Annotated in this window: 9 protein-coding genes; all 9 read left to right on the forward strand. The window is 41.6% G+C overall.

Going from position 1 to position 12296, the window contains the following annotated elements:
• Positions 1 to 18 precede the first annotated feature (18 nt).
• Genes rplT through smc form a run of 9 tightly spaced genes read left to right on the forward strand, consistent with a single transcriptional unit; the run spans position 19 to position 12282 of the window.
• Positions 19 to 369, forward strand: coding sequence for a 50S ribosomal protein L20 (gene rplT, locus KGF34_RS02645; protein ID WP_195410260.1), 351 nt, complete (start codon positions 19 to 21; stop codon positions 367 to 369).
• A 60-nt stretch (positions 370 to 429) separates the two neighbouring features.
• Positions 430 to 1212, forward strand: a complete 783-nt coding sequence (locus KGF34_RS02650; RefSeq protein WP_252559714.1) for an RNA methyltransferase — start codon at positions 430 to 432, stop codon at positions 1210 to 1212.
• Positions 1194 to 2558 carry a DNA-processing protein DprA gene (dprA, locus tag KGF34_RS02655; RefSeq protein WP_252559715.1) on the forward strand — a complete coding sequence of 455 codons (1365 nt, stop codon included), beginning with the start codon at positions 1194 to 1196 and terminating at the stop codon, positions 2556 to 2558. Before KGF34_RS02650 ends, dprA begins: the two co-directional genes overlap by 19 nt.
• A gap of 13 nt (positions 2559 to 2571) precedes the next feature.
• Positions 2572 to 4665, forward strand: a complete 2094-nt coding sequence (topA, locus tag KGF34_RS02660; protein WP_252559716.1) for a type I DNA topoisomerase — start codon at positions 2572 to 2574, stop codon at positions 4663 to 4665.
• 31 nt (positions 4666 to 4696) lie between these two features.
• Positions 4697 to 6025 carry a methylenetetrahydrofolate--tRNA-(uracil(54)-C(5))-methyltransferase (FADH(2)-oxidizing) TrmFO gene (gene trmFO, locus KGF34_RS02665; RefSeq protein WP_252559717.1) on the forward strand — a complete coding sequence of 443 codons (1329 nt, stop codon included), beginning with the start codon at positions 4697 to 4699 and terminating at the stop codon, positions 6023 to 6025.
• A 2-nt stretch (positions 6026 to 6027) separates the two neighbouring features.
• Positions 6028 to 7023 (forward strand): phosphate acyltransferase PlsX, encoded by a 996-nt coding sequence (gene plsX / locus KGF34_RS02670; RefSeq protein ID WP_252559718.1) that lies wholly within the window; start codon positions 6028 to 6030, stop codon positions 7021 to 7023.
• 5 nt (positions 7024 to 7028) lie between these two features.
• On the forward strand, positions 7029 to 7706 hold the full coding sequence (gene rnc, locus KGF34_RS02675; RefSeq protein ID WP_022234897.1) for a ribonuclease III: 678 nt from the start codon (positions 7029 to 7031) through the stop codon (positions 7704 to 7706).
• Positions 7707 to 7716: 10 nt separating this feature from the next.
• A complete protein-coding gene (locus KGF34_RS02680; RefSeq protein ID WP_252559719.1) occupies positions 7717 to 8703 on the forward strand; it encodes a radical SAM protein in 987 nt (328 codons plus the stop codon).
• A gap of 3 nt (positions 8704 to 8706) precedes the next feature.
• Entirely contained in the window at positions 8707 to 12282 is a 3576-nt protein-coding gene (gene smc / locus KGF34_RS02685) for a chromosome segregation protein SMC (protein WP_252559720.1), read from the forward strand.
• Positions 12283 to 12296 lie beyond the last annotated feature (14 nt).

A 12296-nucleotide genomic window follows, 5' to 3' on the forward strand; every position in this document is an offset into this window, starting at 1 on the left:
AATCGGAGGTAATATATAATGGCACGTGTAAAAGGTGCGATGATGACTCGCAAAAGAAGAAAAAAGGTATTAAAGCTTGCCAAGGGCTACTGGGGTTCTAAATCAAGACATTTCAAAATGGCTAAACAGGCTGTTATGAAGTCTGGCAACTATGCATATATCGGCCGTAAGCAGAGAAAGAGAGATTTCCGTCGTCTTTGGATTACTCGTATTTCTGCAGCTTGCAAGGCAAACGGCACAAACTATTCAACATTTATGAATGGTCTTAAAAAGGCCGGCATTACATTGAACCGTAAGATGCTTTCAGAGATTGCTATTGCTGATTCTAAGGCTTTTACAGCTCTTGTTGAGCAGGCTAAAAACGCTTAATTTAAACTGTAATTGCGTTTGGGTAACACCAAACGCAATTGGCATTTTAGGAGAAAAAAGATGCTGTTTGTTACAAGCAAAGACAATTCTAATGTAAAAAAAGCCGTAAAACTCAAGTCAAGTGCAAAAGAACGCCGCAAGAGCGGTCTTTTTTTAGCGGAAGGGCTAAGAATCTGTATGGACGCAGTTTTCAGCGGTGCGGAAATTCAGACATTATTTGTAACCGAAAAAGCTATGCAAAAGCACGGTGAGGACTTTGCTGTACTTGAAGAAAAAGCAAAGAATGTAATCTGTGTAAATGAAAACATTTTTGCCCTTATGAGTGATACTCAATCGCCACAGGGCTTTCTTTCGGTTATAAAAACACTTGACAAAACCAATGAGTTTGATACAATAAAGGGTGACAGTAAATATTTGGCGCTTGATAATGTGCAGGATCCAAGCAATCTCGGCACTGTTTTGCGCTCGGCAGAGGCATTTAATGTCAGCGGAGTTATACTTTCCTGTGACTGTTGCGATATTTACAATCCAAAGGTTGTAAGAGGCAGTATGGGCGCTGTGTTCAGAATACCTTTTATAATCAAAAGTTCAATTAAGGATTTCCTTAACGAAAATCCGCAGATTAATTCGTATGCTGCCGTTGTAAACAGCGACGCTGTCAGTCTTACGGATGTAAAATTTCAAACTCCGTGCGCAATCGTTGTAGGCAACGAGGGCAACGGAATAAAAGCAGAAACAGAAAAAGCCTGCCAAAACAAAATCACCATACACATGGAGGGCAAGGCAGAATCACTCAACGCATCTGTGGCTGCTGCAATACTGATGTGGGAAATGATGAAATGATTTCTGAAAATGCTCGTTACTGGATATGGATTTCAAAAGCACTCGGTTATAACAATATAAAGGTAAAGAGAATTTTTAAACTTTACAATGACATTACCGAGTTTGTTCACGGCGGAGAAAAAGAGTGGAAACACTGCGGTATCTTTACGCCGAACGAAATGCGAAAACTTAACAACACTAAGGTTTCGGTTGCGGATGAGATATTAAGCAAATGCAACGAACTGAAATATTCGGTAATTGCGATTGACGACGAGCATTACCCGCAAAAATTAATTAATATTGATACTCCGCCTGCCGTTCTTTATGTGAACGGACAACTTCCGGAGCTTGACAACCGCCTAAGCGTTTCAATTGTTGGCACAAGGCGGGCAACAAGATACGGTACGGATAATTCATACAAATTTGCATATGCTCTTGCTAAGTACAGCGTTGTTATTATAAGCGGAGGTGCGCTCGGTGTTGACTGTGCGTCGCACCGCGGAGCACTTTCTGCAAACGGAATTACCGTATGCGTGCTTGGCTGCGGTATCAACTATAAATATCTTACCGAAAACGAGGGTATGAGAAATGCAATTGCGCAAAACGGTGCGGTTATATCCGAATATCCGCCCGATGAACCGCCGCTAAGATATAATTTTCCCGCTCGCAACAGAATCATATCCGCTCTTTCGGACGGTCTTGTTGTAATGGAGGCGGGAATAAAAAGCGGTTCGCTGATTACCGCAAGAATGGCAATCGACCAGGGCAAAGAAGTTTTTGCTCTGCTCGGAAACAACAGTCCGCAGAACGAGGGCTCGAATACTCTTATAAAAAACGGGCTTGCCTGCCCTGTAACTGATTTTATGGATGTTTTGAGCGAGTTTAACTCAAACAGAGGGCTATATGTTGAGGACGAAAAACTTGATTTTGATAATATAAGTTTTACCGACCTTGAGGCAGTGCCTGTAAAAGGCAAAAAGACTGCAAAATCAAAAAACAGCACAAATAAAAAAGATAAGGCAAAGTCTGAAAGGATTAATGCAAGCGTATCTTCCGATAAAACCTTAAAGCCCGAAAAGGCTGTAAAAGAAACTAAAAATGTCGCACGCAAAAGCAGCAGCGTTTCCGCTGATGTTAATAATAAAGAAAACGCAGATGTGCGGAAAAGTATTTCAGATTTGAAAGCATTGGGTTTGTCCGATGCAGCCGTAACAGTTTACGGTACTATCGGCGACAAGCCTGTTCATATAGATAAAATAGTAAGCGAACTCGGTATCCCTGTATTTAAAGTGCTTACGGCCCTTACTCAACTTGAAATGAAAGGTTTGGTAACGGCGATGCAGGGCAGAATGTATGTATTAAAATAAACGGAGGCAGTAAATGTCAGATTTAGTAATTGTTGAGTCACCTGCTAAGGCTAAAACAATCAAAAAATACCTCGGCGGAAATTACGAAGTAATTGCGTCTATGGGACATGTAAGAGATTTGCCTAAAGCCAGACTCAGCGTTGATATAAAGAAAAAATTTGCACCAAAATACGAAATCATCAAAGGTAAAGAAAAACTTGTAGAAGAACTTAAAGAGCTCGCAGAAAAAAGCGACAAGATTTACCTCGCAACCGACCCTGATAGAGAGGGAGAGGCAATTTCTTGGCACCTTGCGTATATTCTCGGCTTGCCTCTTGATGACAACAACAGAATTGAATTTAACGAGATTACCAAAAACGGCGTAACAAACGGTATGGCTCATCCCCGTTCTATAAATATCGACCTTGTAAACGCTCAACAGGCAAGGCGTATTCTCGACAGACTTGTAGGTTATAAGTTAAGTCCTTTCATTTCTCAAAAAATCAGAAGAGGACTTTCAGCCGGCAGAGTACAGTCTGTTGCGGTAAGAATTATTGTTGACAGGGAAGAAGAAATCAGAAAATTCAAGCCCGAAGAATATTGGACTATTGACGCTAAGTTTATTCCTAAGGGAAGCAGAAAGTCGTTTTCGGCTTCTCTTTATTCCGACGCCAACGGCAAGATAAAAATCGAAAATCAGGAACAGGCAGAAAAGATTGAACAGGATCTTGCCGATGCCGAATATATGATTACAAAAGTAAAGCACGGCACAAGAAGAAAAACCCCCGCACCGCCTTTCATCACATCAACATTGCAGCAGGAGGCGTCAAGAAAACTCGGCTTCCAGTCAAGAAGAACAATGAAAGTTGCCCAGGAGCTTTACGAAGGTGTTGACATTGAGGGAATGGGTGCAACGGGTCTTATCACATATATGAGAACCGACTCTTTAAGAATTTCCGATGTGGCAAAGGAAGAGGCGGCACAGTATATTTTAAACAGATTCGGTGAAAAATTCCTGCCGGCAAAACCGAGAGTATTTAAAACCAAGAGCAATGCACAGGACGGTCACGAGGCTATAAGACCTTCAATGCCGAGCCTTTCTCCGGAAGATGTAAAGGCAAGTCTTACTTCTGACCAGTTTAAGCTATATAACCTTATTTGGAACAGATTTATGGCGTCACAGATGTCTGATTGTATTCAGAAAACCACACAGGCTGAAATTTCGGCTAAAGAATACATTTTCAAGGCATCGGGATACTATGTTGACTTTGAGGGCTTTACAACCTTGTATGTAGAAAGCAAAGATACGGAAGAAGAAAAATCCACACAGCTCCCTCCGCTTGAAAAGGATATGCCTGTAAAATGCAAGGAGCTTAAAAAGAATCAGCACTTCACACAGCCGCCCGCAAGATACACCGAGGCATCGTTAATTAAGGCGCTTGAGGAATACGGTATCGGCAGACCGTCAACTTATGCGGCAACAATTACAACAATTACAAGCCGTGAGTATGTAAAGCGTGAGGCAAAAACTTTGTATCCGACAGAGCTTGGCGAGGTTATGACAAACCTTTTAAAAGAGCGTTTTCCGAAGATTGTAAACTATAAATTCACCGCACAAATGGAAGAAAACCTTGACGAGGTTGAGCACGGTCAGGAAGAATGGGTGGAATTGCTTGACGAATTCTACTCCGATTTTGACAAAACTCTCAAGAAAGCCAAAGAAGAGATGGAGGGTGTGAAACTCCAGCTTAAAGAAGATCAGACAGACATTATCTGCGACAAATGCGGCAGACAGATGGTTGTTAAGGTTGGCAGATACGGCAAATTTATTGCCTGCCCGGGTTACCCCGAATGTAAGAATGTTCTTAAGTTTGTTGAAAAGACAGGCGTTAAATGCCCTAAATGCAACGGTGATGTTATTGTTAAGCATACAAAGAAAAAGCGTGTGTTCTACGGCTGTTCAAATTATCCGGAATGTGATTTTGTAAGCTGGAACGAACCCGTAAACGAAAGATGTCCGCAGTGCGGCGGCATACTCTTTAAGAAAAAGGGTAAAAAGCCGAAACTTTATTGTGCAACAGAGGGCTGCGGGTTTGAAAAGGAATTCGTTGAGAAAGACGGAGAATAATTAATACGACTGAAAAGGAAAGGTGAACTTTTTGGAAAAAGGTTATATCAATGTAATAGGTGCGGGTCTTGCAGGCTGTGAAGCCGCTAAACAGATCTCATCTCACGGAATAAAGGTTCACCTTTATGAAATGAAACCGAAGAAAAAAACGCCTGCTCATCATTCCGATTTGTTTGGCGAGCTTGTGTGCTCAAATTCCTTAAAGGCAATGCGAACAGAAAGCGCCGCAGGACTTTTAAAGGAAGAAATGCGCAGACTCGATTCTTTTCTTATGAAATGCGCAGACAAATGCCAAGTGCCTGCCGGCGGTGCTCTTGCGGTTGACAGAGATATTTTTTCAAGACTTGTAACCGACGGAATAAGAGCCGATGAAAACATAGCCGTTTTTGAAGAAGAAATCACAGAAATTCCCGATGATGCAATTACAATTATTGCTACGGGTCCGCTTACTTCGGACGCTCTTGCCGAAAAAATAATAGAGCGCTTCGGTACTTCGCTTTCTTTCTTTGATGCCGCCGCTCCGATTGTGAGTGCCGAAAGCATTGATATGGATTATGCTTTCTATGCATCAAGATACGATAAAGGCAGTGGCGACGATTATATAAATTGCCCGATGAATAAAGAAGAGTACGAAACTTTTTATCAGGCACTTGTAACCGCCGAAAGAGCACCTTTGCACAGCTTTGATGTAAACAATCCTAAGGTGTACGAGGGCTGTATGCCTGTTGAAGTTATGGCACAGCGTGGTGAAAACACCTTGCGATTCGGACCGATGAAACCTGTCGGTCTTGTAAATCCAAAAACGGGACACAGACCGTGGGCTGTACTGCAGTTAAGGAAAGAAAATTGCGGGGGCACAATGTATAATCTCGTCGGATTTCAGACAAATCTAAAATTCGGTGAACAGAAAAGGGTATTTTCACTGATTCCTGCATTGCACAAAGCGGAATTTTACCGCTACGGTGTAATGCACAGGAACACATTTATTAATTCACCTAAACTGCTCAATGCCGATTTTTCTTTGAGAGAAAATGAAAACTTGTTCTTTGCAGGTCAGCTTACAGGTGTTGAGGGCTATATGGAATCGGCGGCTTCGGGAATACTTGCGGGCATAAACGCAGTGCGAAGATTAAACAGTCAAGAACCTGTGATTTTACCGACTGACACAATGCTCGGCGCTCTTGCGGGCTATATATCCGACAAATATGTGGAGAAATTCCAGCCTATGGGCGCAAATTTCGGTGTACTTCCTGCTCTCGAAAATCGTCCCCGTGACAAGCAGGAGCGAGGAAAAGCATATTCGGACAGAGCGCTTAAAAGCCTTGAGGCTTATCTTACACATATGAATTTAGAGGTGTAAAAATGAAAATTATAGTAGATGCCTTCGGCGGAGATAACGCACCGCTTGAAATAATCAAGGGTTGTGCGGAGGCTGTTGCGGAATTTGACGATTTATCAATTATTCTCACAGGTGACGAGGGTAAAATTCTTAAGGTTGCACAAGACAATAATATATCTCTTGACAGAATAGAAATTCATCATTGCACAGAAGTTATTACTATGGACGACCATGCCGATGCGGTTCTTAAATCAAAGAAAGACAGCTCAATGGCTGTAGGATTTAATTTGCTTAAAAACGGCGAGGGTGACGCTTTTGTTTCCGCAGGCAACAGCGGTGCTCTTTGTATGGGTGCAACTCTTGCGGTTAAGAGAATTAAAGGAATTAAACGACCTGCATTCTCTCCCGTTATGCCGTCCGCAAACGGTTTCTTTATGCTTGTTGACGGCGGTGCAAATGTAGATTGCCGTCCCGAAATGCTCGTTCAATTTGCGGTAATGGGCTCAATTTATATGAACAGAGTTATGAAGATTGATAACCCAAGGGTAGGCCTTGCAAATGTCGGCACCGAAGATCACAAAGGAACAGAGCTTTATCAAACTACATATCAGCTTTTGAAAGAAAGCAACTTAAACTTTGTCGGCAATGTTGAGGGCAGAGATATTCCGCAGGGAATTTGCGATGTTGTGGTATGCGACGGCTTTACAGGCAATCTTATTTTAAAAACCTATGAGGGTGTTGCAATGGTTATTATGAACGAGATCAAGAGCTTGTTTACAGGCAGTCTTAAAGGCAAACTTTCGGCTTCGCTCGTGCTCGGCGATATAAAAAAACTTAAGAAAAAACTTGACCACAACACATATGGCGGTGCGCCTGTTTTGGGTGCATCAAAACCTGTGTTCAAGGCGCACGGCAGTGCAAAAGCCGTCACCGTTAAAAACGCAATCAGACTTTCAAGAGATTATGTGCTTGCTGATGCGATCGGTGAAATTTCAAAGGTTATTAATTCGGAGGACTGATTTAAGTGCAGGAACTTGAAAATAAAATCGGCTATAAATTTAAAGATATAAGTTTGCTCGAAGAGGCACTCACACATTCTTCTTATGCAAACGAACACAAATCAAAACATATCAAATATAACGAAAGACTTGAATTCTTAGGTGATGCAGTTCTTTCAATTGTAGTTTCTGACTACATTTTCAAAAACTGCCCCGAACTTCCGGAGGGCGAGCTTACCAAACTAAGAGCCTCGCTTGTATGTGAAAAGAGCCTTTTCGTATTTGCAAAACAACTCGGACTGGGTAAGTATCTTATTTTGAGCAAAGGCGAGCGCCACAACGGCGGCGCAGAACGCCCGTCAATACTTTCGGATGCATTTGAGGCGCTGATTGCGGCTATTTATATTGACGGCGGAATCGAGCCTGCCTCTAAGCATATTCTTAACTTTGTAATCCCTGCGATTAAGGCATCAAAGAAAAGACCCGTAAACGATTACAAAACAACTTTGCAGGAGATTATTCAGAAAAATCCCGGGGAATTGCTCGAATATGTACTCGTTGCCGAATCGGGCCCCGACCACAACAAGCACTTTGTCGTAGAGGTTCACCTTAACAGCAATGTTATAGGCAAAGGCGGCGGAAAAAGTAAAAAAGAGGCTGAACAGCAGGCGGCAAGAGAAGCACTGGAGTTGATGGGTTATTAAACATTCTAATGTGGCGCTTTTTATACCGCACAACGGATGCCCTCACAAATGCACTTTCTGTAATCAAAGAAACATTGTGGGGCAAGCGTATCAGCCAAATGCCGATGATGTGACAAATGCCGTAAAAATCGCCGTAGATTCTTTAAAAGAAAATACCAAAGAGGCAGAGATTGCATTTTTCGGCGGCAGTTTTACAGCAATTGACAGAGAATATATGCTCGAACTTTTAGATGCGACCAAACCGTTTATCAACAGCTTTAAAGGTATTCGGTTATCTACCCGTCCCGACTGCATTGACGATGAAATTGTAAGTCTTTTGAAAAGCTATAAAGTAACTTCAATTGAACTCGGCGCTCAATCTATGAATGATGAAGTGCTTAAACTTAATGAAAGAGGACATACGGCGGATGATGTAAGAAATGCCTGCCGCATTATAAAAAATTACGGCATATCACTCGGACTGCAGATGATGACGGGACTGTACGGTTCTGATTTTTATAAAGACATTTATACTGCCGATGAATTTATAAAGCTCAGACCGGATACTGTAAGGATATATCCGACTGTTATTATGCAGGATACCGAACTTGCAAATCTTTATAACAGTAAAAAGTTTATTCCTTACACACTTGAGCAATCGGTTGAACTTTGCTCAAAGCTCATTTTAAAATTTAAAAGCGAAAACATCCGTATTATAAGGCTCGGACTTCATTATTCCGAAAGTCTTGAAAATAACAGCCTCGGCAATAATTATCACCCTGCATTTAAAGAACTTTGCGAAAACAAAATCTTTTTTGATAAAATAACTAAACTGATTAAAAATTATCCCGACAAAGAGGTTGATTTTTTTGAGGCATATGTAAATCCTCATTCGGTTTCAAAACTTGCGGGACAGAATAAATCAAACATAATCAGACTTAACAATATGGGTTACAAGCTGAAAATCAAGACAGACCAAAGTCTTGACGAATACGAAATCTACATAAAACAGAGGTAATAAATGCGATTAAAATCACTTGAAATTCAAGGCTTTAAAACCTTTCCTGATAAAACTAAATTATCTTTTGAGCAGGGCATTACCGCTGTTGTAGGTCCGAACGGCTCAGGCAAAAGCAACATCAGTGACGCTATCCGTTGGGTGCTCGGCGAGCAATCTCCAAAGAGCTTGCGCTGTTCAAAGATGGAAGATGTTGTTTTTAACGGAACCGACAAAAGAAAAAAACTCGGCTATGCCGAAGTTTCGCTTAACATAGAAAACAAAGACAGAGTGCTGGCATTCGACGGCGACGAAATTTCAATTACTCGCCGTTATTATCGAAGCGGTGAGAGCGAATATCTCATAAACAAAGCACAGGTCAGACTAAAAGACATTAACGAGCTTTTTATGGATACAGGTCTTGGCCGTGACGGTTACTCTATGATAGGACAGGGTAAAATCGACAGCATTGTATCTTCAAAAGGCGAGGACAGACGAGAAATTTTTGAAGAGGCGGCAGGTATTTCACGCTATCGCTACAGAAAAACAGATGCGGAGCGAAAGCTGAAAAGCACGGAGGAAAACCTTTTAAGACTGCGTGACATCGTGACAGAACTCGAAGAGCGTGTCGGTCCTCTTAAAAGGCAATCGGAAAAAGCACAGGAATTTTTAAAATACTCCGAAGAAAAGCGTGGACTTGAAATAGCGCTTTGGCTACTTACCCTTGACAAAAGTCAGGCGGCGCTTAAAACACAGGACGAAAAAATCGCCATTGCTCACGCACAATATGATGATGCCGAAAAAATACTCGAGCAGATTCAAAAAGAGTCGGAAGAAATATATCTGAAAAACGGACAGCTTGCCGTAAAATCCGACGAAGTAAGACATCTTATTTCAGAACTTGATGCACTCATTTCCGATATGCGTTCACAGCTTTCGGTTTCAAAGAACGATATTCTTCATAACGAAGAAAACATAAAGCGTATTGAAAACGAAATCCAAAACGCACAGCAAAATTCACAGCTTATTTCTACTCAAATTGCGGAAAAGAACGAGAAAATCGCTGAACTTGACACAAAAATAATTGAAAAGCAGAAAGAATACACCGCACTTTCCGAAAAGCTGAATGTTATCAACCTTGATACGGGCAAGAGCGGCGACAAACTGCAACAGCTTACTTCCGAGCTTTCTATGCTTACAACGAAGTCTGCCGATGCAAGGGTAATTGATATGACGGCGGAAAGCTCGATTTCCGACCTTGAAGAAAGAATCGAAAGCCTTACAACCGCAAATAAAGACGGAATTGCAAGAGTACACGAGCTTGAAGAAATTTCCGAAGAATACACAACAAATCTTACAAATCTGCGGGAAGAAATTACATCAATTACAAATTCAATTCAGGGACTTGAACTTAAATTGCAGTCAAAAGCACACAAGCGTGACAGCTACAAGGCTGAAAGCGACAGACTTTTGCTTGACAGCAAGGAACATATAAGAAAAATCAACTTCCTTGAAAATCTCGAACGCAACCTTGAAGGCTTTTCAAAGAGCGTTAAAGTTGTGGTAAACGCATCTAAAAGCGGAAGATTAAAAGGTGTGTGCGGCCCTGTTTCCCGAGTAATTTCCGTACCGCAAAAGTACGGCGTTGCAATTGAAACCGCACTCGGAGCGGCAATGCAAAACATTGTTACGGAAACCGAAAACGATGCTAAATCGGCTATTGCTTATCTTAAATCATCGGACGGTGGACGAGCAACTTTTCTGCCGCTTAATACAATCAAGGCAAGAGAACTTAGAGAAAACGGACTTGAAGCAAACTATGGCTTTATCGGTGTTGCAAGCGACCTTTGCAGCTGCGATAACAAATTCAAAAATATTTTATCATCTTTGCTCGGCAAAATTGTAATTGCAGACAATCTTAACTCCGCAGTCGAGATTGCCAAAAAATATTCGTACCGTTTTAAAATCGTTACACTTGACGGACAGGTTGTAAATGCGGGCGGTTCGCTAACAGGCGGTTCGCTCAACAGAAATACAGGTTTGCTAAGCCGTGCAAGTGAAATTAAAGATTTAAAAGAACAGACAAAAGCCATTGAAGAAAAGTCTGCGCAGGCACAGAGATTGTGCAGTGAGGCGGCACAGAATTATGCCGCCGTTGAGGCTGAATTGCTCGGTACAAGAGCAGACCTTTCAAACAAGAAACAAAGCCTTGCAAGAATGGAAGCCGAAAGCAGAGCGTGCGAAAACGAGCTTTCAAACTCAAAACTTGCTTTGCAAAATTTTGATAAACAGATTGAAGAATATACAAATAAAGTAAATATCCTATCACAGGACAGAAAAAATGCAGGCGAACAGCTGGCACAGCTTAACCGCAGAATTTCCGAGGCAGAAGAAAAGGTAAACAGTATTACGGGCAGTCGTGCCAAAATGATTGAGGAGCGAGAAGAAATTGCATCTCAATTACAGAATGTGCGACTTGAAATTGTAACCGCTCAAAAGGATATTGACGCACTCAATTCCGAAATCCTTTTTGCGGAAAATTCATCAAATAACTTCGGCGAAAAGCAGAGAGAACTCAATGCACAAATTGAGGACTATAAAAACAAAAATGCTTTGATTCAGAAAAACATAGATGAACTTGAGGCTCAAATAAAAGACAAGTCAGAGAGAATTGCAGAGCACAACGCAAGGATTTCAAGTATTAATTGTGAAAAAGATACTTACGAAATGAGAAGTGTTGAATTAAGAACGCTTGAGCGTGACAAAACATCGGAACGAGAGGTATCGGGCAGAGAACTTTCAAGACTTGAAGAAAGAAAAATCAACTTGCAAAATCAGTACGATAATATAATTTCCAAGCTTTGGGAAGAATATGAGTTGACCAAGCGTGAAGCGGAAGAACAGGCGATAGAAATTCCCGATTCCAATGCGGCTCAAAAACGACTTAACGAGCTAAAGCAAAAAATTAAAAATCTCGGAAATGTAAATGTATCCGCAATTGAAGAATACAAAGAGGTTTCCGAACGCTTTGAATTTATGAGCACACAGGTAAATGATGTGGAAAAGTCAAAACGAGAAATTGAGCGACTTATCACCGACCTTACCAAACAGATGAAAGAAGTGTTTGTAGAGAGTTTTGAAGAAATCAATAAAAACTTCACTTTCACATTCAAAGAACTGTTCGGCGGCGGTACCGCATCGCTTTCGCTTTCAGAGCCGGAAGATATTCTCAACAGCGGCATCGACATTATTGTACATCCGCCCGGAAAAATCGTTGTTCATCTTGACGCACTGTCGGGCGGTGAAAAAGCACTTGTAGCCATAGCGCTTTACTTTGCGATTATGAAAGTCAGACCCGCACCTTTCTGCGTTATGGACGAAATTGAGGCGGCGCTTGATGATGTAAATGTTGACCGCTTTGCAAACTATATGAGAAATTTAACCCATACAACGCAGTTTATCTGTATTACTCACAGACGAGGCACAATGGAAGAAGCAGATGTACTGTACGGTGTTACTATGCAGGACGAGGGTGTATCCAAACTGCTTGAACTGCGTTCTACCGAGATTGCCGAAAAACTCGGCATTAAGGCTAACTAATGAAGGGATGATTT

It is taken from the genome of Ruminococcus sp. FMBCY1, from assembly GCF_023921805.1.
GTDB classification, from domain to species: Bacteria; Bacillota; Clostridia; order Oscillospirales; family Acutalibacteraceae; genus Ruminococcoides; species Ruminococcoides intestinale_A.

Coding starts and splice junctions, on each gene's coding strand:
- rplT (WP_195410260.1), top strand. CDS start 19: ATGGCACGTGTAAAAGGTGCGATGATGACTCGCAAAAGAAGAAAAAAG.
- topA (WP_252559716.1), top strand. CDS start 2,572: ATGTCAGATTTAGTAATTGTTGAGTCACCTGCTAAGGCTAAAACAATC.
- KGF34_RS02650 (WP_252559714.1), top strand. CDS start 430: ATGCTGTTTGTTACAAGCAAAGACAATTCTAATGTAAAAAAAGCCGTA.
- plsX (WP_252559718.1), top strand. CDS start 6,028: ATGAAAATTATAGTAGATGCCTTCGGCGGAGATAACGCACCGCTTGAA.
- smc (WP_252559720.1), top strand. CDS start 8,707: ATGCGATTAAAATCACTTGAAATTCAAGGCTTTAAAACCTTTCCTGAT.